Origin of the sequence: Streptomyces turgidiscabies Car8, assembly GCF_000331005.1 — a bacterium.
GTDB classification, from domain to species: Bacteria; Actinomycetota; Actinomycetes; order Streptomycetales; family Streptomycetaceae; genus Streptomyces; species Streptomyces turgidiscabies.
The window spans coordinates 12,709-35,509 of sequence record NZ_AEJB01000532.1; the positions used below are offsets into that span (position 1 = coordinate 12,709).

The following is a 22,801-nucleotide window of genomic DNA, read 5'->3' on the forward strand; positions in this document are numbered from 1 at the left end:
GCCGAGAAACCTCGGCGGCCGCCCGTTCGCGTCTCCGCGCGAGGGCTGTCGACATGCCCCACGTCGCGGCTGGACCGGTCGCGACACCGGGCGCGTCGCCGCCAGATCGCCCACGCCGACGAGGTCGGCCAGTAGCTGATGAGGTCGGCTAGTAACCGAGGTAGAACCGGATCGCCGTGCCGCCCGGGTCGGTGTGGATGCGGACCAGGTCGGCGACGGTGTGTACCAGCAGCAGGCCGCGGCCGCCTCGCTGGTCCCGGGTGGCAGGGCGGCGCCCGGCGAGCGGGTCGTCCAGCCGGCCGCCGTCGCGCACCTCGCACACCACCTGCGAACCCTCGGACCAGATCCGCAGGTTCCCGGAGCCCCCGCCGTGCACCACGCTGTTGGTGGTCAGCTCGGCCACCGCGAGAGCGAGATCGTCCAGGCCTACGCCGGACAGCCCCAGCTCGGCGGCCCGCGCGACGGCGAGATGCCGGACGACCGGCAGCTCGTCGAGGCCGAAGTGCTGGGGCTCGGCCGCCGCGGGAGCCTCCGGGAGCGGCCGGTTGTACTCGGCGACGACCTGCCCGGGCGCGTACGACGGGCTGGGCCGCCGGCTGCCGCCGGAGACGATCACCGGGTGGGTGGCGTACGCGTCGGCGAGCACCTGCTTGTCGAGGCGCACGGCGTCGTACGGGCACAGGATGGTCACGTCCCGGCCCTGGAAGGCCGGGTTGATCAGCGCCTCGTGCTGCACACACGCCGGGTACTCGACGCTGCTGCGGCCGGCCCAGATCGGCTCCCCGATGATCCGCACATGCGTCTGAGGGTGAGCGTCGGCGAAGGCGCGCAGCACCCTCGGGATGATCCGGCCCGGGTTGCGGCCCGCGTCGGTCATGTCGAGGAGGAGCACGGACGCGGCATCATCGCCCAGATTCTTTCTGAGCAGGGCCAGATTGGCGCCGGGCACGGCGACCGCCACCGGATGACCGGCTTCCAGCCCCTCACGGATGAACGGCACGGTGCCGTCCAGGTACTCGTCCTCGCCCCGGTAGAACAGGGCGGGATGAACGAACGGCTCGGCGGTCGACTCGTCGGTCGACCCAGCGGTCTTCGTGGCAGTCATCGCGCCACCACCTCGATCACGGACAGGTCGGGCCAGAACATTTCAAGCAGCCGTGGCAGTGTGGCAGGCGGCCGTTCGATCACGATGCGCCGCCGGCCCGGAAGGTCCTGAGCGGCCACCGCCAGAGCCGAGGCACCGGCGACATCGACGAAGGTCACGGCGGACATCTCCAGATGACACACGATCTCTTTACGTAGGGTCATACGACGGGTCAGCTGCTGAAGCGTCTGCTCCCAGGTCGGGCACGTGGCCGAAGTGATCTCACCGACCGCTCGCCAGCCCGCCCGGTCCGGCAACGGACGCATGCGCAAGGCGCCCCCGCCCTCCGACGAACCCGGCACCGACACCGACGCCGAGGCATTCGCCCGTCGCAAACTGTCCACGCCCCACCCCCATGTGCCGGTCGCACCCAGCTCCAGTATCCCCATACCGTGCCGCCGACCGAGGACAGGTGCCGAGCACCTCCAGCACGACAAGCACGATGCCGCCCCATGCGACTTCCCCGTCCGACCGCTTTCATGCGCGGCGCCACCCGCGTTCGGGAAATCTCCCCCCGTATCTCCACGCCGCATCCGGAATACGCCGTCCCGGACGGGGAAGGCGCGTGAGCAAAACAGTCGCGGGCCATGTCAGAGCCGCGCGCAGCTGGCGCGGACCCGACGGCGCATCTGGATCCCGACCCGAGGTGAGTGCATGTCTGTCGCCCCCGTATCTCCACCGTCGCCGTCACTCGGCAACGGGCCACTGACCATCCACACCGAGATGTGGGGAACCACCGCGGTCCTGGCACCGAGCGGGGACATCGTTCACGGCTGCACCACGGTGCTCGACCCCGTCCTGGGGAAGCTCCCCGGCGACACGAACGGCCTGGTCCTCGACATGACGAAGGTCACCTTCATGGACACGGCCGGATTCCAGTTCCTGGAGCGCCTGGAGGACTTCAGAGCCGACGCCGGTATCCCCTTATGGACCGTCAACTGGAACGGCCAGCCCCTCCGCATCCTGGAGCTCACCGGCCTCCCCATACCCCCCGCCGCCTCCGACCCCGCCGCCTCCGACCCCGCCGGCTCCCTCTCCGCCTGGCTCCCGCCGGACATACGCCACCTGCTCGCCCTCCTCCGCTCCGAACAGGGCCTCGCGGCGGTGGCCGCGGAACGCGCGGAACGGGTGCGGCGACTCCAGACGGAGGTTCAGCAGCTCCAGCAGGCCATCGAGTCCCGCCCGGTCATAGACCAGGCCCGCGGCATCCTGATGGCCGTCGAGTCATGCACCGCCGACGAGGCCTGGGACGCCCTGCGCGACACCTCCCAGCACACGAACACCAAGCTCCGCGACGTCGCCGAAGCGATCGTCACCGTCAGCACAGGCGGCCCCCCTCCGGCGGAGCCGGTCCGGACGGCGCTACGGGATGCGGTGCGGCGGCAGCACGCGCGTGATGACACGCGCTGACGGTTGTCGCGCGGAGTCGTACGGGTTCATCCGGGCGCACTGGGTGACTGAGTATCCGTACACCGCCGCCCGTCAGGACACCGGCGCCTCCTGGCCCCTGACCGGGCCGACGATCAGTCCAACTCCGAGTCTGTGAGGGGCCGTCGGCGCCCAGACCCTCCCAATGACCCCGGCGCCACACATGGCGCATGGCGCGTGGCGCCGGAGAACATCGCATCGCTGGTGAAGCTTTCCCGGAGCGTCAGCCGGGGGGTCAGCCGAGGGTCAGCATGCCCGACCAACCACCGCTGGGTACTGCGGTAAACGCACCGAGGGCTGAACGGCCCCCCGGGTAGAAGCGGACGGCGCCCGTCCCCGTGACCGCCCAGATGTCCGGGATGGCGTCACCATTGGCGTCGGCTGTACCGAAGGCCAGTTTGATGTCGGTGGCGGTCCAGCCGGACGTCGCGTAGTCGGTGTTGTCCACACCGCCGGCCGCAGCTCCCGAGGTGGCCAGCGAGTCGAGGCTCACGCCGCCGGTCGCGCTGTCCTTGATTCCCGTGCGCAGTGCGAGACGGCCGCTGCTGACGACCCGGTAGAGCATGTCGGTGACCCCGTCCCCGGTGATGTCCTGGAGGCTGACCAGGTCGCGGGTCGCCCACGCAGGGCCGGAGTTCAGGGCCCTGGCCGCCTCTACGGTGGCTCCGTTGTAGCCGGTGAGGGCCCAAAGGGTCTCCACGGTGTCGCTGTCCTTCACCGTGAGGAAGAAGTCGGGCTTGCCGTCCCCGGTGGCGTCCCCGGACGACACGATCTGGGTGACGGCCGCCAGGTTGGGCCCGCCTGCCGGGAGGAGGATCTCCTGCCGTTTGTCGACGTTGACCGCGCCGTAGCCGTCGCCCGGGTAGACCCACAGCTTGCCCTCACGCACGGCGACAAGGTCCTGGAGACCGTCGCCCCCGTAGATGTCGCCGAGGTGCGCGAACCACGTGTTCTTCCAGTACCCCGAGCCCGGACCGACGTACAGCGGCTTGCCGTCGGCCACGTTGCCGTTCGGGTCCTTCTCCGGGTTCTCCCGGTAGGAGCCGGACATCGCGGGCCCGAACGTACCGGTCCCCTTGGTCAGGTCGGAGTTGCCCCTGCTGGGATACATCCACAGGTCGCCGGTGGCGGTCACCACCATCAGGTCCGCGAACTCGTCACCCGTGAGGTCGCCCGCCGCGTCCGCCTTGTCTCTGGGCGTGACGTAGAAGAAGTACTTCCGGGGATCCGACACATGCCCCGCGTCGTCAACGGCCCGTATGTACAGCACATTCGGCCCCGCGAGCGGGGGTTTGGCACCGTTCCAGGTGGTCGTCGTCGAGGTGGCGGCGCCGTTCAGGCGGGGGAGGGAGGCCGTGTACGTAGGCGTGTTGAAGGCGAACTCGTACTTCACGACATCCGTCTGGGAGGCCCTGAAGACGAAGGCCCCCGCCGTGCCGAACTTCACCTTGCTCCAGATCGCGTCCTCGGCCTCGTTGTGCAGACCGTTGTTGTTCGCGTCCGCGTTGGGGAACTGGACCGAGGTGACGACGGGTGGCGTCGGCCGTGAACTGTCGAAGACGAAGCGGCAGTACGGCGACTTCGCGGGCGCGAACGAGGAGCTGACCCCCGCCTTGTCCACGGCACGCACTCGCCAGGAGTAGGTGGTGCCGTTCTTCAGCCCACTCGTGGAGAAGGGCTCGGTGTGTTCCCGGGTCGAACCGACCTGGTTGCCGATCGAAACGATGCTCTTGGATCCCAGCAGGTTGCCGCTGCCGTTCGTCGGCCACAGCTCGAAGCGCAGCGAGGCCAGGTTGTTGTCCTTGTCGGTCGCGTTCGCCCAGAAGGTGATCGAGGAGGCACCGACGTTCACGTACGGGGCGATGGTGTCGCACGACAGGTCGGGATCGAGGTCGAGCCTGGTGGGTGCGCCCGGCGGGCGGTTGTAGACCAGTTCGATGTACGGGCCGTTGCCGTCGTTGGCCTGGAACTTCTTCCAGGAGTACGCGGAGTTCTCATCGCCCGCGCGCAGACCGAGGGTCAGGGAGGCCGCGCCGTCCGCAATCGCCTTCTGGGCTGCGCGTTTGACGTCGAAATCCTCGTACGTGTCCGGGCAGGTCGCCGACTTGTACCCGTGGGCGAAGCTCTTGCTCGCCAGCTTGTTGCCGGCCGTCATGGCGGGCGCGTTCCGCCAGGTCGTCTTGCTGCTGATAGGCCCGGTGACGTACACGTTCACGGTACGAGGGCTGCACGACCAGGAGTACGTCTCCAGAATGTGCAGCTTCGCTGTCGTGACGGAGGAACCCTTCAGGTCGGGGTTCCAGTCCATGGTGAAGAAGGACCGGGATGTCCCCCAGGTGTCCGACTCGAAGCCGACGCGCGCCTCGCTCGTCCCCTGGTTGAAGTTCCGGCCGTCGTAGAAGTTCGCGTTGGGGTGACGACTGTAGGCCGTCGTCCAGTGGTTGTGGTGCTTGCGGATCGACGGGTCGATGAAGACCGGGTACACCGTGTCCGCGTCGTCGAGAAACTCCTGATCAGGCGTCAGCGTCCAGGTCGAGCCGTTCAGGTCGGTCTCGATGAGGGTGCCCTTGGAGTCCGGCTGCGGGCCGGCCAGCGACGGCAGATCGAGCGTCGCGCCCGCCCCCGAATGCGTCGGATCCGGCGAAGCCTCCGCCGGTACGGAGGGATTGGCGCCCTCACCTTCCGAAGCGGACGGGTCCGGAGCCTCGTCGGAGGCGTCCGGGAGTACCTCGGCGGCCGTGTCCCCCGAGTCGACGTAGCCGGAGGTGTCGCTCGGCTCGGGGGACTCCGTCGGGGACTCGGATTCGTCGGGTGCGCTCGTCTCGTCCTCGGACAGCGACTCCGAGGCGGTTGGCGAAGCGCTGCTGCCGGCCTGGCCGTTGGTGAGCGCCGGGGTGCCCGAGCTGTCCCACATCAGGGGGGTGGGGGAGACCGCCACCTCCTCGCCGGCGGTGTCCTCGGCGCTGATGATGCCGGTGGTCGGGTCGAGGGAGAAGCTGAGATCGGGGGAGGACAGGCCGTACGACAGCTGGGCCACGCGCGAATCGGCTGCCGCCGCACGCGTCTTCAGGACGAGCAACTGCGCGAAGCCCCCGTCGTCCGCCGTCAGCACCAGGTCGGCGCCGGGCAGGATGTCCGGGTAGAGCGCTCGCGAGCCGTCGATGATCGGCGTGGGGATGTCGTACGGCCAGGTCAGGACGATGTCGTGGTCGCCAGTGGTGAGGGTCACCAGGGCGTTGCCGGTCGCGGCCGTGGCCGCTTGTGCCAGGAGCGGAACCCGGAGAGCGCCCGCTCCGCGATCGGCCCGGTCGTCCTGCCCGCGGCTGTCCGTGCCCGCCGAGAACGTCATCCGCACGTTCGTCGCCCTGGGGGACCAGCCGTCCTTCGTGTGCCCGAGCGCGGTGTCGATCGCCCGCCATGTCCCGTCCACCTTGGCCCGGATGGGCGACGAGTGGATCCGTCGCTGCGTCAGACCGTCCGGCCGTGCCCACGTGGTCTCGTACGCCGTACGCAGGCTCGTGACCTCGACCGTCTTTCCGGTCCGCACCGCCTTCACGGCGGCCTCGGCATGGCTCAACGGCGCGCTGTGCCGGGGCTTCGCCTCCGGCTGTGCACGCTCCCCGCTGTCACTCAACCAGGCGTACGTCAGACCGGAGGCCGCGATGGCGGCCACGACGGTCGCCGCGATGATCCGGCGACCGGGTCTGCGGCGCCATCTGCTCGGCCGTGTGCTCGACATGCGCGAGGTTTCCTTCCCCCCTGGGACAACGGGACCAGAGCATGGCCCAATGCGCGGCTGTCGTCACGCGCTGTTTTTCAACGACGAGTGGACCACGGCCCCTTGGGACTCCCTAAAACAACGCTTTGGGTGTGATTGACCCGTACATGATGTGATCATTACCACTAACCCACAGGGAACTCTGGCTTTCCTTACAAGTGAGACAAAGAATCTCCACGTTCTTTGACGTGGTTTTACCTGCGTGCGGCCTTCCCAGGCGGCCGCTCCATGCCGTCCGGGGGGATCAGCAGTGTCACTCTTTACGTCCGCGCGCCTCAGAGGCCGTCGGTCGGCCCTGCTCTCCACTTTGGTGCTGACGCTGTCGATCGCCATGCTGCCGACCCAGGCACTGGCCCTGCCGCCGGATCCGGCGAGCGTGGAAGTACCTCGCGATGACGTTCCGTTGGAGGACCTTCCCGACGAACAACTCGTCACCGGTACCGACGCCAACCCCAAGCTCGACAAGATCGGCCTGTCCGCTCTGGCCAACCGGGACGAGGCCCCGGCCGGTACCACCACCCCGGCCACCTTCGGCACCCAACCGGTCGACTTCGGGAGCGCCACGTCAACGGCCGCTCTACAGACTGGCTCCGCCGTGGCCCAAGCCGCCTACAAGCCCGCCGGCAATCTGCCGGTGAAGCTGGGCCAGGCTCCGGACGCCGCCGCACCGACCGGCTCCTGGTCGGTCACCGTCGCCTCCCGTACAGCGCCCGTGTCGGCCGGCGTCGACGGCGCGGTGATCTCGGTGGCGGCGCCCGCCACCGGCTCGGTGCCGATCTCCGTCCAGCTCAGCTACAAAACGTTCGAGAATCTCTACGGGGCCGACTGGGCCTCCCGCCTGCACTTCGTCCAGTTCCCCGAGTGCTACCTCTCGACTCCCGATGTGGAGGAGTGCCAGGCGTACACCGAGCTGGACACGGACAACGACACCAGCGCCAAGACCATCACCGCCACTGTCGATACGGCTGCCGACGGCACCGTCTCCACCTCCGCGGCCTCCGCAGCCCCAGCCGACTCCTCCGGTGTCATCCAGGCCTCGTACACCCGGGCCCGGCCGGCAGCCGCCAGCGGCGACAAGGCGGTCATCGGTGCCGTGGACTCCGGTGGGAGCGCGGGCGGTTCGTTCAAGGCGACCCCGCTGGCCTCCAGCGGCAAATGGGCGGCCGGCAGTTCGTCAGGTGCGTTCACCTGGTCCTACCCGATCACGGTCCCGCCCGCGCCCGCCGGTCCCGCCCCGCAGATCTCCTTCGGCTACAACTCGCAGACAGTGGACGGCAAGACCGCCACCTCCTCTCCGCAGGTGTCCTGGATCGGCGAGGGCTGGGATTACGACCCGGGCCACATCGAGCGCCGATACCGGACCTGCAAGGACGACCGCGAGGACGTCCCCGACGGGGCGGCCAACAACAAGGAGAAGAAGTACAAGACCCCGGACCTGTGCTGGGTCTCGTACAACGCGGTCATGTCGCTCGGCGGCCGGACGGTCGAACTGGTGCGGGTCAGCTCCACCTCGGAGATCTACCGCCCCCAGAACGACGACGGAACCCGCGTCGAGTTGAAGACCGACGGCGACAACAAGGACAACAACGACGAGTACTGGCTCGTCACCACCCCCGACGGCACGAAGTACTACTTCGGACAGAACAAGGTGGGCGGCTCGCACGCCGCGACCGACTCCGTCTTCACCGTCCCGGTCTACGGCAACCACCCCGGTGAGCCCTGCCACCAGGCCGCCTTCGCCGACTCCCGCTGCGACCAGGCCTGGCACTGGGGTCTGGACAAGGTCGTCGACGTCAACGACAACGCGATGATCGTCAACTGGAAGCGGGATACGAACTACTACGCGGCCAACAAGAAGTTCAAGACCCCGGTGCCGTATGACCGTGGTGGCTACCCGCTGTCCATCGAGTACGGCCTGCGCACCAACGACCTCAACTCGCCCTCCGCCAAGGTCCTCTTCAACGCCCAGGAGCGGTGCCTGGAGACCGACGGTTCCTGCGCCGCGGCGAAGTTCGACGTCACCGACGACCCGGCCTCGTACCAACCCTGGTGGGACAGCCCCGGCAACCTCAACTGCAAGTCCACGTCGAAGCTCTGCCCGGCCTTCCCCTCCTTCTGGACCCGGATGCGCCTGGCGTCCGTGACCACCGAGGCCGCCCGCCCCGGCACTTCCGGACTGAGCAAGGTCGACACGTACACGCTCCACCAGTCCTTCCCGCGCGACTGGTACGACACCTCACCCGCCCTCTGGCTCAACTCCATCACCCGTACCGGCTTCGCCCCTGGCGCCGGCTCAGGCACCGTGATGTCAGAGGACGGCATCAGCTTCGCCCCTTACTCCCCCTCCTCGACGGGCGAGCCGCTGAGCGGCTACTTCGCCGACAACCAGCTCCCCAACCTCGTCCCTCGCAGCAAGAACGACGCCCGTCCGGGCTTCATCCGTCCCCGTATCGGCAGTGTCCGCACCGAGCAGGGCGGCTCCATCGAGGTGACGTACGACGGTGGCTGCCGGACCCAACCGACCGTCTCCCCCGAGAACAACCACGGCACCTGCTATCCGGTCCGGTGGTCCCCGGACGGTGACGTGGAAACCCCGAAGATCGCCTGGTTCAACAAGTACGTCGTCGCCACGGTGACCGAGAAAGACAGGATTTCAGGGGTCTCCAACGACATCATCACCAAGTACACGTATGAGGAGCCGGCCTGGGGCAAGGACGACGACGAGTTCTCCAAGCCGTCCCTGCGTACCTACGGTGTGTGGCGTGGCTACCAGAAGGTGACCACGACCGAGGGGAAGAAGAGCGGCGGCACATCCGCGCAGACCCAGTCCTACTCGGCCGTCCGCTACTTCCGTGGCGCGGGCGGTGCGGTCAAGGACTCCAAGGGCGAGGTGACGCTCCTCACGGACGACGCACCCCAATACGCGGGCATGGTCGCGGAGACCATCAGCTACACGGGTAGCTTCCAGCATGTCGACGGCACCCCCGACCCCGTCGTCAAGCGGACCCTCAACTACCCCTGGTCCAGACAGACCGCCTCCCGCACCCGGGACAACGACACCTCGCCCCTGCTCGCCCACCAGGTCGGCATCCGGCGCACGGACGCCATTCAGACTCTCGGCACCAGCTGGCAGGCGGTACGCACCGAGACCGAGGTCGACCCCGACTACGGCCTTCCCATCCAGGTGCAGACATCTGTGGTCAAGCCCGCGTCCGGCGGCGCCGAGACCTCCAGCGAGTACCGCTGCACCAAGACCGAGTACGCCAACAACACGACGGCCGCCAACATCATCGGCCTGCCCAAGCAGGTCCGCACGACGGCGACCTCCTGCGCTGCTCACGACTCCGCGGACCCCGCGACCCAGTTGATCAGCGCCGCCCGGACCAGCTACGACAACCTCACCTACGGCGCTCTCCCGGTCAGGGGCCTGCCCACCAGCGTGGCGACCAACCCGGCCTCGGGCTCCGGCTACTCCGTCGTCACCACCTCCACCTACGACGACCTGGGCCGGATCCGCACCGCGACCGCCCCCAGCTCCGTCGGTGTGGTCAGGACCGAGACGCAGTACACCCCCGCTTCCGGTGGCCCGGTGACCGCCGTCAAGACGATCAACCCGGCAGGTCACACCTCCCTAACCACCTTCGACCCGGGCCGTGGTCTTCCGCTCACCGTCACGGACACCAACAACCGGGTCACCCGCACCGAGTACGACGCGCTCGGCCGCCTGGTCAACGGCTGGTCCCCTTCCCGCTCCTCGGGCAGCCAGACCCCGAACGTCAAGATCACGTACCAGATGGCCAAGGCCACCGACAACGTGACCACTCCCAGCACGGTGACCGTCGAGACCCTCCGTGACAACGGCACCTACGCCAAGCAGACCACCATCTACGACGGACTCTCGCGCCCCTTCCAGACCCAGGCCGAAGCCCACGGCCGGGGCCGCGTCATCACCGACACCCGCTACGACGACCACGGCCTGGTCAAGGAGCAGACCGGCGGCTACCTGGTCCAGGGCGAGCCGCAGGTCAAGCAGTTCATGCGCAAGACCGACTCGCCCGTACCCACCATGACCCGGAGCACGTACGACGGTCTGGAGCGCGCGATCAGGACGACGACTCTCCACGGCGGCAAGGAGGTCTACTCCAGCACAGCCACCTACGGCGACGACTGGACGCTGACCCGCCCGGCCGACGGCGCCACACCCCCCGTCAAGACCTGGACCGATGCTCTCGGACGCGTCAACCTCGTTCAGCACTACACCAACAGCGGCCTGAGCCACTGGCGCAGCACCTGGTACTCCTACGACTCCCGTGGCAACCGCCAGCAGGTCAAGGATCCGGCCGGCAACCTGTGGACGTACAACTACGACTCCCGCGGCCGGATGACCGACTCCACCGACCCCGATGTCGGTGCGTCGTCCTTCGCCTACGACGACCTCGACCGCCGCACCAGAACCACTGACTCCCGTAACCTCGCGACCTTCACGGAGTACGACTCGATCGGCCGGGTCAAGGCGGTCCGCGAGGGATCGGCGACCGCGTCCCCGATCATCGAGTCCGCGTACGACCCGGCGGGCGCGCTGGGGCAGTTGTCGTCCACGACCCGCCATGACCGGACCGGCGACTACGTCGACCGGATCACCGGCTACGACACCGACTACCACCCCACGGGCCGTGAGGTGACCATCCCGGACGGCACCGCCACCAAGGGCCTGGCGGGCAAGTACGCGTACGCCTACACGTACACCCCCACCGGTAAGCCGCTGACGGCCACCCTCCCGGCGGTCGGTGGACTGGCCCAGGAGAAGGTCGTCACCCGCTACGACAGCGACGGCCTGGCCGAGTCCACCTCCGGCGCCAGCTGGTACACGTCGGACGTCACCTACTCGCCGTACGGCGAGGTCCTGCGCACCGTCAGCGGCCCTCAGCCGTACCGCGTGTGGACCACCAACTTCGTCGACGAGCACACCGGCCGCGTCCAGCGCAGTGTCTGGGACCGCGAGACCGACGTCTCCCACCGCATCACCGACGCCTACTACTCCTACGACCGGGCAGGCAACGTCACCTCCGCCGCCCGCCGCCAGATGGACGGCACCGTCGGTACGACCGACAACCAGTGCTTCACCTACGACCAGCTCGGCGAACTCGTCCACGCCTGGACCTCCAGCGTCGCCATAGACACGGAGGCCGCCGGCGGTACCGGCTGCAAGTCCGCCTCCGGCACCAACTGGGGCTACCGCACGGACGGTCAGATCTCCGCCGGTCCAGTCGCCGAGGCCGCGGACTCCGCGACGGACACCACGGCCCCGGACAGCGACCTGACGGCTTCACTGTCCAGGACGGCCCCTGCCTCGGGCACGGTCTCGACCGGCACTACGGCCTACTGGGACGCCTACACGTTCGACGTCACCGGCAACCGCACCTCGCTGACCGAACACGCACTGGGCGCGACGGCCGCGACGGCGACCACCGCTTACACATACGGCACCACAAACACGACCACGCGCCCCCACCTCCTCACCTCGCGCACGGTCACCAAGCCCAACACCACCCCCGTCACCAGCAGCTACGTCTACGACACCGCAGGCAACACCACCGCCCGCCCGGGCGCCGTCGCCGGCCAGTCCCTCGTCTGGACCTCGCAGGGCAAGCTCGCCACCGCCTCCGACGGCAACGAGAACGCGGCCCCGATCACCAGCCTTGGCGGCCTCTGCCTCGACGTCCGCAACAGCGGCACCGCCGACGGCACCGTCATCCAGCTCTCGACCTGCAACGGCTCCGACGCCCAGAAATGGACGTTGGCCTTCAACGGCCAGCTCAAGGCACTGGGCAAGTGCGCCACCGCCGTCGGAACCGCCGACGGCGGCGCCGTCCAGCTCTCGACCTGTGACAGCTCCAACAACGCCCAGAAGTGGACGCAGGGAGCCAACGGCAGCCTCAAGAACACCGCCTCCGCCCGCTGCCTGGACATCTCCGACCCCAGCGCGTCCTCCGGTGCCGCCCTGCAGATCTTCACCTGCAGCACCTCCACCGCCCAGCGCTGGACCGTCACCGACCGCACCGACTACGTCTACGACGCGAGCGGCAACCGCCTACTGGAGCGAACCAAGTCCGGCGCCACGCTCTTCCTGGGCGAAACCGAGGTGACCGCCAACCCCGCCGGCACCATCACCCGCGCGGTCCGCGCCTACGCCCACCCGGGCGCCCCGACGGTCGTCCGCACGACCACAGGCACGGCCACCGGCCACAAACTCACCGTCCTGCTCAACGACCCGCTCGGCACGGCCACTACCGCTGTCGAGGAATCCGCGGGCCAGCCTCTGACCCGCCGCTCGTTCAAGCCCTACGGCGAAACCCGGGGCACCCCGGCCACCGCTTGGCCCGACCGCCACACGTACCTGGGTGTGGGCATCGACGATGCGGCTACTACTGGGCTCACTCATATCGGGGCTCGGGAGTACGACCAGGCCACGGGCCGGTTCGTGTCCGCTGACCCGGTCATAGACATCGCCGACCCGCTGCAGATGAATGGGTACGCATACAGCAGTAATAGCCCAGTCAGCAAGAGTGATCCGACTGGCTTGATGCAAAATGCTGATGGCATGGCTGGTGCTCCGTGCACCAAGCCTAAGGGTTGTGTAATTAGCACCACCGTCGCCAAAGCCGATGTTGAAGATACCGCGAGTACCGCTGGAAATTCTGATTCTGGGACTGGAGTCAACTCTGAGAATACTGGTCAAGGAGCTGGCGGGGGAGCTTCAGGTTACGGGTCCCCTGGCGCACACCCTCTCGTAAATGTTCTATTCGGGCTAGTCAGGAACTTCGCATATACCGCAGGGTTCGTCAAAGGAACCTTCGACACCGACTGCTGGGATGATGCGGCGGCAGGCGGATGCGACCAGGGTGAGCAGTTTGATAAATGGGCTGCCGACAATGGGATCTCTGTAGAGTCCGATGCGTATTTGGTGCCCGGGACGATAGCTATTATATTTTCCCATCGGCCGAGCTATCGCGGGAAGGGAGGAAAGGGAAGCATCGTTGGGCCGGTAACCAAGACCACACATTTTGCCCTGGTGGAAGTTCGCAACTCTAAAGGCGAACTGGTGAATTCTTATTCTTTGCGGAGTGGGAGTCAAACCCCGGAAGAAAAGGCGCTCGGGTTTCCTAATAATAGCCAATCCAGTCACACTGAAACTCGCTGCTGCCGTATGTCGGGTGGGAGCCCGACCGTGAAAATACCGGGGGACCGGTTCGCAAACCTGGCTCCGGTTTCCTCCGGGGATATCGTTACCATCAGAGGGAGCAAACCGCCTTGCACTCAGTGTCAGGGTTCCATGACTCGTGCAGCCCAGGAGACTGGTGCTACATTTGTGTACGAGTGGGATGGGAAGCGCTGGAGTACGAATGGTGAGTAGAATATGCTAAATTCCCCCGAGTGGGCAATTCGTGTCATCACGGCAGAGGAGAATCTCGCTGATTCCTGTTTTGTCGTCGGGATTGCTGAAGATTCTAATGGTGAAGGCTCATACTTCATCTTCCAATGTGGCCTTCGGGGCCCGAGTGAGCAAAACCGGGCGCTAGGGCTGGATAGTTATTGCATTTTGGATCAGGCGGGCGGGGTTCATTTTGGAGGAATGGAGGAAGTGCGGATGGATCCCGGTAAGGGGCTCTATCTGCGCTTCAATGAAGCAGCGGCAGAATCGCTCGACCTGGTTTCGAATGAAATCCTGCTCGGCTTTTCCTCGAATGTGGATGTAGAGCTTCTCGGATCCAGCCTTCGAAGGGTGTTTTTCTACGGAAATCCCGAGAATTTCCCGCAAGTGGTCGGCTTCTGACTGGCCTAGATTATTTCCTGCGGGCAGAGGTTTTCTAAGTGCGGTGACCATTTGATCTCGATCAAACTTTAGGGGATTTCGGTGAGCGGACAGTACAATATTGATTGTGGCGCATTTGAATGGGTGAGCGTCTGTCCCTAAGTGAGCTGTGTGAGTGGTGTGTGGACTTGATCCTATCGGTCGTCTGTGCAGCTCATTCGCCAGTCCTGAGCATGCGGATCAGGTTGGTGAAGGCATCGCGGCCAACCGAGATGACGGCCGAGGGGTTCGGCGTTGCGGAATCAGAGAGCAGGATCGTTGCGCTCGTGACCGCTATATGAACGCAGGCTTCGCCTTCCTGGCAGCGGGACGACTTCTTCCAGACGTGTTGGGACATGAGGGCTCCTCTACGGCTACAGGTTCTGGGAGATGGCAAGGATCAGATCTCGGGACTTCTCCGGGGCGAGGGCGACGGCCTCGACGGTGTCCAGGAGACGCCGGTACTTCTCCAGGTGGGCCTCCGCGTCCAGCAGCACGGGGCCGTGGAACTGGTCGAGTTGGACGGTGTCCAGTTGGGGTACGGGTCCGCACAGGTAGTTGATGGACTGGCCTGACCCGGGGAACGCGCCGACATCGAACGGCAGCACCCGGAGGGTGATGTGATCCCGCTCGCTCATGTCGAGCAAATGCCGGAGCTGCGCGCGTGACACGTCACGGCCGCCGACCCTCATGTGCAGGGCGGCTTCATGGATGACGGTGCTGTACGGATTCGGGTGTGCCCGGTACACAACGTCCTGTCGTTTGACGCGGTACGAGACCCGGTGCTCAACCTCGGGCGGAGTGGGGGCCGGAATCACATGGCGGAAAATCTCGCGGGCATGCTCGGCGGTCTGGAGCATCCCTGGGACGTGCGACGTGAAGGCGGTGCGCAGGGCGGTCGCGTGGTGCTCCAGTTCGGCGAGAGCGAGCAGCCCTGACGGCAGAACCTCGCGGTACGCCTCCCACCACCAGCCGCGCGTCTTCTCGCCGGCCATGTCGGCAAGGGCATCGATGTAGGGCTGGTTCGTGCACGAGTAGAGATGGGCCATCGCGCGGACGCGGTCGGGACTCACGCCGAACCGGGCGGACTCCACATTGCTGAGTTGACCAGAACTGGTACCCAGCAGATGCGCTGCCTCCGTCGAGGTCATACCTGCCCGCTCACGGAGTTTGCGCAGCTCCGTCGCGAGCCGGACACGTCGGGCCGTAGGGGCGGGCCTTGTCGTCATGTCGTCTCCTTGTCGCGGGCGTCGGCAGGGTTTGTCACCCACATGAGGGATAAAGCGCCGAGATCCTTCGGAATTCAGCAAAGCACCTTTGCGGATCCCCTATCTTCATCTCAGGCGCCTCGCCCAGAAGCACCCCGCTCGACGGAGCGGCCACGGTCACTGGGCACGCAAGGCAACGCAACCGAGCACAACGTACCGCCACCACCCAACTCCCCTCCGTGATCGGAGACTTCCGATGGCCACCGTATCGTCGTCATCCCCCTCCTGGGCCTACGCCCTCCAGCTCCCGCACGATCCACGCGCACCCGGGATCGCCCGCGCCACCCTGCGGACCGTCCTCGCCGCCCATGACCTCGCCCACCTCACCCCCACCGCCGAACTCCTCGCTTCTGAACTGCTCACCAACGCCCACCTCCACACCAAGGGCCCCTATACCCTCCGCCTCCTCTCCAACGAACCCGCCCGACTCCGGGTCGCCGTCTGGGACACCGACCCCCGGGTCCCGCCCGGCTTTCGGGAGAAGGGTGCCCTGGCCGCCGTACCCCCGGACGATGCCGAAGGCGGACGCGGGCTGCACCTCGTACAGGCGTGCGCTGATGCGTGGGGGGTGTCCGTGCTGCGGGAGTTGGGAGCGTCGAAGGGCGGGAAGCTGCTGTGGGCCGAGTGCGGTCGGGCGTAAGCGGCAGCACGTGAACGAGGTCGGGAAGTTGCGCGGGACGCGTGCGTGGCGATCCGGCGATCCGGCGCTGCAAGGTGATGGTGGCTCTGAACCTGGCCCGGACCAGGGCCACTTCGCGCCGGATGATTGAATCCCTCAGGGTTCGGTCCGGCACAGGTCGGCGCCGCGCCCCCGGACGGGGGGAAGCGGAATGGGAGCCGGCCTCGTACTGCTCGTCATCCCGCTGTTCCTCTATCTGGTGCTGGTCATTCTGCTGTGCGTCAAGGTCGGCGTTCGGGTATCGCGGAAAATGGGCTGGCTGTTCGCGGTGGCGCTCGTTTTCGGGCCCGTCGCCCTGCTCACCGTCGGTGGCCTCTACGACGCCGGCGTCTTGTAGAGGCCGGGAGATCAGGTGAGACCGGCAACTTCCTACGAGAACCGCAACGGTGAATCAGCTCTGACGCGACAGGTGTCATGAGGTCCGATCACCGGCTCCGCGTCGCATAAAAGCGCCGAAGACAGCGGGACGGCACCTGGCGGCGGGTCCTCACCCGGCTCCAGTCCCTGGCTGGCGCGAAGGGTGCGATCACGCGGGACCTGGGTGTCGACCCCACGGTGTGCCGCGCCCGTCGGTATGCGGCCGGGGATCGCGAGTGGGGCGACCTGTTGAAGGAACCGTCAGGCGGCGTGTTCACCGAGCCTCGTGATCACGGGCTGGGATGCTCACGCAACGGGTTCACCGCCTCGTTCATCAGACCCGGTCGGCGATCAGCTCCCGCGCATCCGCGTCCATGTACCGCTGGCAGGCTTCCGGCCGAGTACGCGGAGGCGGGCGTATCGATCCTGGAACTGATCTTCGACGGTCGCCCGCGCGTACGGCATCGCCGATCGCCGGGAGATGCCCCGCGGGCCGTGGACGCACGGCCTCGCTGCACGGCACGCATGGCGGGCGCGTGGGGGTCTGCTCCTTCGGGTGGCGATCACATCCGGTGCGTCGGCCGTGTGCCCGTTCTGACCAGGCCAGAAGGAGTGGTATGCCGATATTGGCCGAGAGTGCCCGGGTTTGACCCGTAGATGTGGAGCATTGCGTTCCATATATGCCTGAATACTCAGCGTGACGATCCGCTCACTCGCCTTGCGGGTCCCTACGAAAGGGCACAGGCATGCCTTCGGCCATGCGTAAGACGACGACCACTCCCCGGGCGCGGCGGCTGGCCGCCGTGGCCGCCGCGCTGGGCAGCTGCCTGGCACTCGCCGTCCCGGCGGGAACCGCCGCCGCGGCGCCCGCCGACCCGGTGCCGACCGTCTTCTTCGGCGACTCCTACACCGCCAACTTCGGCATCGCCCCCGTGAACAACCAGGACAACGAGAGGGGTTGGTGTTTCCAGGCCACGGAGAACTATCCCGCCGTCGCCGCCCGGAGCCTGGCGGACAAGGGCATCACGCTCAACGTCCAGTCGGACGTCTCCTGCGGAGGCGCGCTCGTGGAGCACTTCTGGCGTGAACAGCCGCTGCTCGGCGGAGGGACCGCTCCGGCACAGCGGGACGCGCTCAAGGACGACACGAGGCTGCTCGTGGGCGGCATCGGCGGCAACACGTTCGGCTTCACCAACATCCTCAAGCAGTGCTCCGCCACGCTCCGGGGCGACCAGGGAGGGGCCCTGCCCGGAGAGCCGGTGGACCGGGACAGCCCGGCCGACGAGTGCGCGGACTTCTTCACGTCGGGCGACGGAAAGGCATGGCTGGACTACAAGGCCGAGCAGGTCGAATCCGAGCTGGTGGACATGCTCGACGGCATGGGCGGCATCTCCCCGTACGCGGATCGGGTCCTGGTCGGTTACCCCCGACTCGTGCCCCAGGACACGACCAAGTGCGCGACTGCGGCCCCCGGCCAGACGGAACTGCCGTTCGCCGACATCCCCCAGGACGCGCTGCCCGTCCTGGACCAGGCCCAGAAGCGGCTCGACGGCATCATGAAGAAGGCCGCCTACGACTCCGGCGCCGACTTCGTGGACCTCTACGACCACACCGGGAACAACACGGCGTGCGACGGCGTCAACCGGGGCATCGGCGGCCTGCTGGAGGGCTCCAAGGTCGTATTCGGGACCCCGATCCCGTGGTACGCACACCCGAACGAAAAGGGCCGTGACATCCAGGCCGAGCGCGTGGCCGCCAAGATCGAGGAAGTCCTCAACCGCTGACCGGACCACACAGCTCCGAACCCGGATGACCCACGTCCTGACGTGCGTCACCCGCTACTGAACGAGGCCCAGGTCCGCCCCCGCGATCTGGGCCTCACCGCGCGGCGCTGCGGGGCCGGCGCCGGTGAACCAGGACCTTCGCAACGGGCCCTATGAGGACCGCGTCGCGGCGATCGCGTCGCGGACCACGTCCTGCATCGTCACGCTGTCCAGCTCGTCCTCGACGGCGCGCGCTGTGCGGCGTTCGAGGTCGGCGAGTGTGTTGTGCACCGACCGGCCGACGTTGCAGTCGGGGGCCGGGGTGTGCAGGGCGAGCACCGGGTCGGCCCCCTGGATCGCGCGCCATACGTCGCCGAGGGTGATGTCGGCGGGGGTGCGGGCGAGTGTCCAGCCGCCGTTCGGGCCGGAGCGGGACATCACGAGCCCGGCCTCACGCAGCTGGCCGAGTACCCGGCGGACGTACACGGGGCTGGCGTTGACGCTGTCGGTCGTGGCGTCCGAGCTCATCGGTTGGTCGGGCCGGCCCGCGAGGAGCGTGAGCACGTGCACGCCGACGGCGAACTGGGTGTTGGTGGGGCGGCTCATCCAGCCATTCTCGCAGATTCGCATCCATGCCTGCTACAGTTCTATTCGTACTCACGACGGCTACAAATATTCGCCTTCGTGTTGACTACGAATAGGAGCACCTCGTGAATCTCGCTGTCTCCGGCGCCTCGGGCCACCTCGGCCGCCAGGTCACCGCCCTGCTGTTCGACCAGGTCTCGCCCGTCGACGTCGTCCTGCTCACGCGCAGTCCGGAGGGGCTCGCCGACGCCGCTGCCCGTGGCGCCGACGTCCGGCCGGCCGACTTCAACGATCCGGACGGACTGGCGGAAGCGCTCGCAGGCGTCGAACGCCTGCTGCTCATCAGCACCGACGCGGTCGGCCAGAGCGTGGCGCAGCACCGGGCGGCCATCGACGCGGCGGTCGCCGCCGGCGTCAAGCACGTCATCTACACGTCGATGTACCGCCCGGAGAAGGGCAACCCGGCCGGCGCCGCCGACGCGCACCGGGAGACCGAAGAGGCCCTGCGGGCGAGCCCGCTCGCGTGGACGTTCCTGCGCAACAACCTCTACGCCGAGAACCAGATCGCGACCGTCGCCCAGGCCGTCGCCTCGGGCCGGCTCGTGACCAACGCGGGGGACGGCGCCGTCGCCTACGTCACCCGCAAGGACTGCGCCGCTGCGGCCGCCGCCGTACTGACGGGCGAGGGGCACGCCGGGCAGGCCTACGACATCACCGGGCCCACCGCGCTCTCCGCCGCCGACCTCGCCGCACTCGGTACGACGATTACCGGGGCACCGGTCGAGGTCGTCCAGGTCGACGACGACGCGCTGATCGCCGGGTTGGTCGCAGCCGGGCTGCCTGAGCCGGTCGCCCCGTGGATCGCGTCCTTCGGAGCCGCCGCGCGCGAGGGCTGGCTCGATCAGCCGAGCAGTGCCGTCCAGGACCTGACCGGCCGCGCGCCGGTCTCTCTCCGCGACGTACTGGAGGCCCACCGGGCGGAGCTGCCCGCGTAAGCGTGGCCGCAGCGTGCCGCCCAGGTCCCGATCGACAACCGACGAATAAGGAGCAGATCATGGCCTCACCGGTGAAGTTGGCGCACGTGGTCCTGTGGACGCGGCAGTTAACGCAGATGCGGGACTGGTACCTCGATGTGCTGCAGGCGCGGGTCGCCCACGAGAACCCTGCCGTGGCGTTTCTGACGTACGACGACGAGCACCACCGGATCGCACTGACGGACCCCGACGGGATGGCGGAACTGACGGCGGAGCACGGCGGCGAAAGCCTCGGAGAATTCGCCGGGGAGTTCGTGGGTTCGGGCACGGCCGCGCTTCCTGCCGACCTGTCCACCCTGCCGCCGCACGGCCTGATGCACATCGCCTTTACGTACGGGTCGCTGCTCGATCTTCTCGAGAACTACGAGCGGCTCGCGAAAGGTGGGGTCGAGCCGGTCACCGTGATCAACCACGGGCCCACCACCTCGCTGTACTACGCCGACCCGGACGGCAACAACATCGAGCTGCAGATCGACAACTTCGACACGGCGGACGAAGTCACCGCCTTCATAGAGTCGGAGTCCTTCCGTCGGAACCCCGTCGGCGTCCCCTTCGACCCGGACGAGCTGCTCATGAGGCTCAGGGCGGGGGAGTCCGAAGCCGCCCTGGTGACCCCGGGATGGTGACCGCGTAGGTCGCGGTGGTCGGCGAGGAGCCCGACGTCGACGAAGCCGGACTCGTCAGGGTTCGTCTCCCATCTCCCGCATCATCCAGCGCGCCGCCTCGGATGCCGGGCGGCCCTCCTCGCCGAGTCGGCGCAGACCCGCTGCGATCGCGTTCCAGTCCGTCGTTCGCTGTCCCGGCCCTTCGAGGTCCGTCATCGGTGTGCTGCTTCCAGATCCACCCGCACCGTCAACAGCTGTGTCCCCAGGGTCCGTACGCCCGTGCTGTTCACGCGAGGCAGCGTCCGCAGCCGGGCGATCGGGTCGTCGTCCGGCAGCAGGTGGGCAGTGCCCGGGTGCCAGTGTCCGCGGATCCGCACCCGTACCCGGGGATCGGCCTTGATGTTGCGTACGTAGTGCGACTTCTCGCCGAACTCCGAGACCAGCCAGAACGTGTCGCCGACGCGTCGACCGCCGAGCGGGGTGACGCGGGGGAGGCCCGAGGTGCGGCCCGTGGTCTCCAGGAGGGTCTGGAAGGGGAGGCGGCGGGTGACGGGGTTGCCGATCCGGCGCTGGAGGGTGGTGGCGGCCCTGAACCGGAACTCTCTGAAACGGGACATCTGTTCTTGCGCCTCCTGTGTTCGTGCCGCTGCCGTGATGTGTTCTTGAATGGTGTCCCAGAGACTGACAGCTGGGCGAGACGGGTGGGCGGTGGCGGGTATGCGCGTGGTGACCTGGAACCTTTGGTGGCGGTTCGGGCCCTGGGAAGCGCGGCAGAAGGCGATTCTGTCCGTGCTGCGGGAGCTGCGGCCGGACGTGGTCGGGCTTCAGGAGGTCTGGGAGTGCGACGGCGAGAACATCGCCGCCCGGATCGCCGAAGAACTCGGACTGCACTGGACCTGGGCCCCCTCCGAGGCACCCGAGCGTTGGCAGCGGCGGATCGGGGGCGAGAAGGTCGACGTGGGCAACGCGGTGCTGAGCCGCTGGCCCGTCGTCGAGAGCGAGGCGATGCGGTTGCCGGCCCCGGACGAGCTGAACGACGGCCGCCTGGCTCTCTACGCCCGGCTCGCCGCCCCCGGCCACCATGTCCCCTTCTTCACGACCCACCTCACCTCCGCGTCCCACGCCTCGGCGGTCCGCTGCCAACAGGTCACCGCCCTCGCGGAGTTCGTGGCGAAGCGACGTGACGGCACCGCCTATCCGCCTGTCATCACCGGCGACTTCAACGCCTGGCCCGACTCCGACGAGATCCGACTCTTCGGCGGCTACAAGACCGCCCCGGCTGTCCCCGGCCAAGTCTTCCTGGACGCCTGGGAGTTGGCCGATCCTGCGGCTCCCGCCGCGACCTGGGACGCCAGCAACCCGTATGTCGCCGCCGGGTTCGGCCCCAGCGCGCGGATCGACTACGTCTTCGTCAGGCCGCCGGGACGGGGTGGGCTCGAGCATGTTCGGAAGGTGGAACGGGCTGGCCACGGGGCCGTGGACGGCATCTGGCCGTCCGATCACGCGGCCGTCGTAGCCGAGTTGGCGTCCGCGTGAGTGCGTGCGAAGACGAGTCAGGCCTCGGACCGTGACGAATCCGCTCCCTGCGCATTCTGAGGTGTACCGGACTCACCGGGCGTACCGGATGTGCGGGGTGCACCGTGCCAGCGCCACTTCGTGAGGCGCGGTCGGTTCGGGAGCTCCGCTCGGCCGGTGGCCCACAGGAGGGTGGGCCAGCGTTCCGTGTCGGTCGGAGCGTCCGGGAAGAGGCGGAACAGTACCCGGTCGCACAACTCGGCGTCGGGCGCCCAGGGGATGCCGAGGCCCTCGGCGACGTCGTGCGTGTGCACCAGGGTCTCCAGGATGCCCATGGCGGCGAAGCCCTCGGGATCGGTCGCGCCGAAGATGTGGTGCGACCGGACGGTCGGCGACTTGGTCCGGACGATGGCCGTCAGCAGGGCGCCACTCGCCTCCAGCACCTGGAGCAGCCCGGCCGGCCCCGCCTCGCGGTCGGCGAAAATGACGTTCGCCGGGCCGCCCGGCTTCCTGCGGCTCCAAACGAACGGGATGTGGGTGTCCAACGGCGGCTTGTCCGGGCCCAGTTGAGCGGCGTACGAGAACAGGTCGTCGGCCAGGTGCTCGACGGTCTCCCAGCAGTCCCACTCCAGTGAACCGGCGTGGGCGCCCCAGTCGGCAGCCTCCGCCCCACGCAGGGCACTGACCGCCGAACGCACGGCATGGTCGACGTCGTCCGCGGTGACGGTAGTGCCCTGTGCGCCCTGTGTGCCTTGTGTCTCAGCCATGGCCGGACCGTATCAACGGCAGCCGT

Annotated in this window: 18 protein-coding genes; 9 read left to right on the forward strand and 9 right to left on the reverse strand. The window is 67.8% G+C overall.

The genetic code is table 11. The annotated features are described in order from the left end of the window. Positions 1–148: 148 nt before the first annotated feature. Positions 149–1,105 carry an anti-sigma factor RsbA family regulatory protein gene (locus tag STRTUCAR8_RS38740; RefSeq protein WP_006381813.1) on the reverse strand — a complete coding sequence of 319 codons (957 nt, stop codon included), beginning with the start codon at positions 1,103–1,105 and terminating at the stop codon, positions 149–151. Beyond that, complete coding sequence (locus STRTUCAR8_RS50735; RefSeq protein WP_234372534.1) at positions 1,102–1,488, reverse strand: STAS domain-containing protein; 387 nt, start codon at positions 1,486–1,488, stop codon at positions 1,102–1,104. Before STRTUCAR8_RS50735 ends, STRTUCAR8_RS38740 begins: the two co-directional genes overlap by 4 nt. Positions 1,489–1,867: 379 nt before the next feature. On the opposite strand from STRTUCAR8_RS50735, the gene STRTUCAR8_RS38750 reads away from it, so the two are divergent. After that, positions 1,868–2,554: an ANTAR domain-containing protein gene (locus tag STRTUCAR8_RS38750; protein WP_048818881.1), complete on the forward strand. Its 687-nt coding sequence runs from the start codon at positions 1,868–1,870 to the stop codon at positions 2,552–2,554. A 253-nt stretch (positions 2,555–2,807) separates the two neighbouring features. Here the strand turns inward: STRTUCAR8_RS38750 and STRTUCAR8_RS38755 are convergent, their stop codons facing one another. After that, entirely contained in the window at positions 2,808–6,311 is a 3,504-nt protein-coding gene (locus STRTUCAR8_RS38755; protein ID WP_006381808.1) for a DNRLRE domain-containing protein, read from the reverse strand. 370 nt (positions 6,312–6,681) lie between these two features. Between STRTUCAR8_RS38755 and STRTUCAR8_RS38760 the strand changes: the two genes are divergently transcribed. Next, positions 6,682–13,764: a ricin-type beta-trefoil lectin domain protein gene (locus STRTUCAR8_RS38760; protein WP_407705435.1), complete on the forward strand. Its 7,083-nt coding sequence runs from the start codon at positions 6,682–6,684 to the stop codon at positions 13,762–13,764. A gap of 3 nt (positions 13,765–13,767) precedes the next feature. Further along, positions 13,768–14,184 carry an Imm10 family immunity protein gene (locus STRTUCAR8_RS50740; RefSeq protein WP_078507449.1) on the forward strand — a complete coding sequence of 139 codons (417 nt, stop codon included), beginning with the start codon at positions 13,768–13,770 and terminating at the stop codon, positions 14,182–14,184. 193 nt (positions 14,185–14,377) lie between these two features. On the opposite strand, the gene STRTUCAR8_RS50745 is transcribed toward STRTUCAR8_RS50740, so the two are convergent. Next, positions 14,378–14,560: a DUF397 domain-containing protein gene (locus STRTUCAR8_RS50745; protein ID WP_006381806.1), complete on the reverse strand. Its 183-nt coding sequence runs from the start codon at positions 14,558–14,560 to the stop codon at positions 14,378–14,380. 16 nt (positions 14,561–14,576) lie between these two features. After that, positions 14,577–15,431, reverse strand: a complete 855-nt coding sequence (locus STRTUCAR8_RS38765) for a helix-turn-helix domain-containing protein (protein ID WP_006381812.1) — start codon at positions 15,429–15,431, stop codon at positions 14,577–14,579. 235 nt (positions 15,432–15,666) lie between these two features. On the opposite strand from STRTUCAR8_RS38765, the gene STRTUCAR8_RS38770 reads away from it, so the two are divergent. From STRTUCAR8_RS38770 to STRTUCAR8_RS38780, 3 genes are all read left to right on the forward strand, one after another. Beyond that, positions 15,667–16,110, forward strand: a complete 444-nt coding sequence (locus tag STRTUCAR8_RS38770; protein ID WP_006381811.1) for an ATP-binding protein — start codon at positions 15,667–15,669, stop codon at positions 16,108–16,110. A 190-nt stretch (positions 16,111–16,300) separates the two neighbouring features. Further along, positions 16,301–16,486, forward strand: coding sequence for a hypothetical protein (locus STRTUCAR8_RS38775; RefSeq protein ID WP_006381804.1), 186 nt, complete (start codon positions 16,301–16,303; stop codon positions 16,484–16,486). A gap of 778 nt (positions 16,487–17,264) precedes the next feature. Next, positions 17,265–18,290 (forward strand): SGNH/GDSL hydrolase family protein, encoded by a 1,026-nt coding sequence (locus STRTUCAR8_RS38780; protein WP_006381838.1) that lies wholly within the window; start codon positions 17,265–17,267, stop codon positions 18,288–18,290. 150 nt (positions 18,291–18,440) lie between these two features. On the opposite strand, the gene STRTUCAR8_RS38785 is transcribed toward STRTUCAR8_RS38780, so the two are convergent. Further along, positions 18,441–18,875 carry an Rrf2 family transcriptional regulator gene (locus tag STRTUCAR8_RS38785; protein ID WP_044473622.1) on the reverse strand — a complete coding sequence of 145 codons (435 nt, stop codon included), beginning with the start codon at positions 18,873–18,875 and terminating at the stop codon, positions 18,441–18,443. 104 nt (positions 18,876–18,979) lie between these two features. Here STRTUCAR8_RS38785 and STRTUCAR8_RS38790 point away from each other — a divergent pair, with 104 nt between their 5' ends. Together STRTUCAR8_RS38790 and STRTUCAR8_RS38795 are read left to right on the forward strand one after the other, a co-directional pair. Beyond that, on the forward strand, positions 18,980–19,849 hold the full coding sequence (locus STRTUCAR8_RS38790) for an NAD(P)H-binding protein (RefSeq protein ID WP_006381822.1): 870 nt from the start codon (positions 18,980–18,982) through the stop codon (positions 19,847–19,849). A 59-nt stretch (positions 19,850–19,908) separates the two neighbouring features. Beyond that, positions 19,909–20,514, forward strand: coding sequence for a VOC family protein (locus STRTUCAR8_RS38795; RefSeq protein ID WP_006381820.1), 606 nt, complete (start codon positions 19,909–19,911; stop codon positions 20,512–20,514). Positions 20,515–20,568: 54 nt separating this feature from the next. Here the strand turns inward: STRTUCAR8_RS38795 and STRTUCAR8_RS52975 are convergent, their stop codons facing one another. Both STRTUCAR8_RS52975 and STRTUCAR8_RS38800 read right to left on the reverse strand, forming a co-directional pair. Then, complete coding sequence (locus STRTUCAR8_RS52975; RefSeq protein ID WP_158697488.1) at positions 20,569–20,709, reverse strand: hypothetical protein; 141 nt, start codon at positions 20,707–20,709, stop codon at positions 20,569–20,571. After that, positions 20,706–21,110 (reverse strand): nitroreductase/quinone reductase family protein, encoded by a 405-nt coding sequence (locus tag STRTUCAR8_RS38800; RefSeq protein ID WP_006381809.1) that lies wholly within the window; start codon positions 21,108–21,110, stop codon positions 20,706–20,708. The genes STRTUCAR8_RS52975 and STRTUCAR8_RS38800 overlap by 4 nt, the downstream gene beginning before the upstream one ends. A gap of 100 nt (positions 21,111–21,210) precedes the next feature. On the opposite strand from STRTUCAR8_RS38800, the gene STRTUCAR8_RS38805 reads away from it, so the two are divergent. Continuing rightward, positions 21,211–22,029 carry an endonuclease/exonuclease/phosphatase family protein gene (locus STRTUCAR8_RS38805; RefSeq protein ID WP_179200570.1) on the forward strand — a complete coding sequence of 273 codons (819 nt, stop codon included), beginning with the start codon at positions 21,211–21,213 and terminating at the stop codon, positions 22,027–22,029. Positions 22,030–22,046: 17 nt separating this feature from the next. Here STRTUCAR8_RS38805 and STRTUCAR8_RS38810 read toward each other — a convergent pair whose 3' ends face one another. Beyond that, positions 22,047–22,775, reverse strand: coding sequence for a hypothetical protein (locus tag STRTUCAR8_RS38810; RefSeq protein WP_006381835.1), 729 nt, complete (start codon positions 22,773–22,775; stop codon positions 22,047–22,049). Positions 22,776–22,801 lie beyond the last annotated feature (26 nt).

What these genes read in the sequence shown, in the direction of transcription:
- STRTUCAR8_RS38740 (WP_006381813.1), bottom strand. Translation starts at nt 1,105, where the DNA reads ATGACTGCCACGAAGACCGCTGGGTCGACCGACGAGTCGACCGCCGAG.
- STRTUCAR8_RS38750 (WP_048818881.1), top strand. Translation starts at nt 1,868, where the DNA reads ATGTGGGGAACCACCGCGGTCCTGGCACCGAGCGGGGACATCGTTCAC.
- STRTUCAR8_RS38755 (WP_006381808.1), bottom strand. Translation starts at nt 6,311, where the DNA reads ATGTCGAGCACACGGCCGAGCAGATGGCGCCGCAGACCCGGTCGCCGG.
- STRTUCAR8_RS38760 (WP_407705435.1), top strand. Translation starts at nt 6,682, where the DNA reads ATGCTGCCGACCCAGGCACTGGCCCTGCCGCCGGATCCGGCGAGCGTG.
- STRTUCAR8_RS50740 (WP_078507449.1), top strand. Translation starts at nt 13,768, where the DNA reads ATGCTAAATTCCCCCGAGTGGGCAATTCGTGTCATCACGGCAGAGGAG.
- STRTUCAR8_RS50745 (WP_006381806.1), bottom strand. Translation starts at nt 14,560, where the DNA reads ATGTCCCAACACGTCTGGAAGAAGTCGTCCCGCTGCCAGGAAGGCGAA.
- STRTUCAR8_RS38765 (WP_006381812.1), bottom strand. Translation starts at nt 15,431, where the DNA reads ATGACGACAAGGCCCGCCCCTACGGCCCGACGTGTCCGGCTCGCGACG.
- STRTUCAR8_RS38770 (WP_006381811.1), top strand. Translation starts at nt 15,667, where the DNA reads ATGGCCACCGTATCGTCGTCATCCCCCTCCTGGGCCTACGCCCTCCAG.
- STRTUCAR8_RS38775 (WP_006381804.1), top strand. Translation starts at nt 16,301, where the DNA reads ATGGGAGCCGGCCTCGTACTGCTCGTCATCCCGCTGTTCCTCTATCTG.
- STRTUCAR8_RS38780 (WP_006381838.1), top strand. Translation starts at nt 17,265, where the DNA reads ATGCGTAAGACGACGACCACTCCCCGGGCGCGGCGGCTGGCCGCCGTG.
- STRTUCAR8_RS38785 (WP_044473622.1), bottom strand. Translation starts at nt 18,875, where the DNA reads ATGAGCCGCCCCACCAACACCCAGTTCGCCGTCGGCGTGCACGTGCTC.
- STRTUCAR8_RS38795 (WP_006381820.1), top strand. Translation starts at nt 19,909, where the DNA reads ATGGCCTCACCGGTGAAGTTGGCGCACGTGGTCCTGTGGACGCGGCAG.
- STRTUCAR8_RS52975 (WP_158697488.1), bottom strand. Translation starts at nt 20,709, where the DNA reads ATGACGGACCTCGAAGGGCCGGGACAGCGAACGACGGACTGGAACGCG.
- STRTUCAR8_RS38800 (WP_006381809.1), bottom strand. Translation starts at nt 21,110, where the DNA reads ATGTCCCGTTTCAGAGAGTTCCGGTTCAGGGCCGCCACCACCCTCCAG.
- STRTUCAR8_RS38805 (WP_179200570.1), top strand. Translation starts at nt 21,211, where the DNA reads ATGCGCGTGGTGACCTGGAACCTTTGGTGGCGGTTCGGGCCCTGGGAA.
- STRTUCAR8_RS38810 (WP_006381835.1), bottom strand. Translation starts at nt 22,775, where the DNA reads ATGGCTGAGACACAAGGCACACAGGGCGCACAGGGCACTACCGTCACC.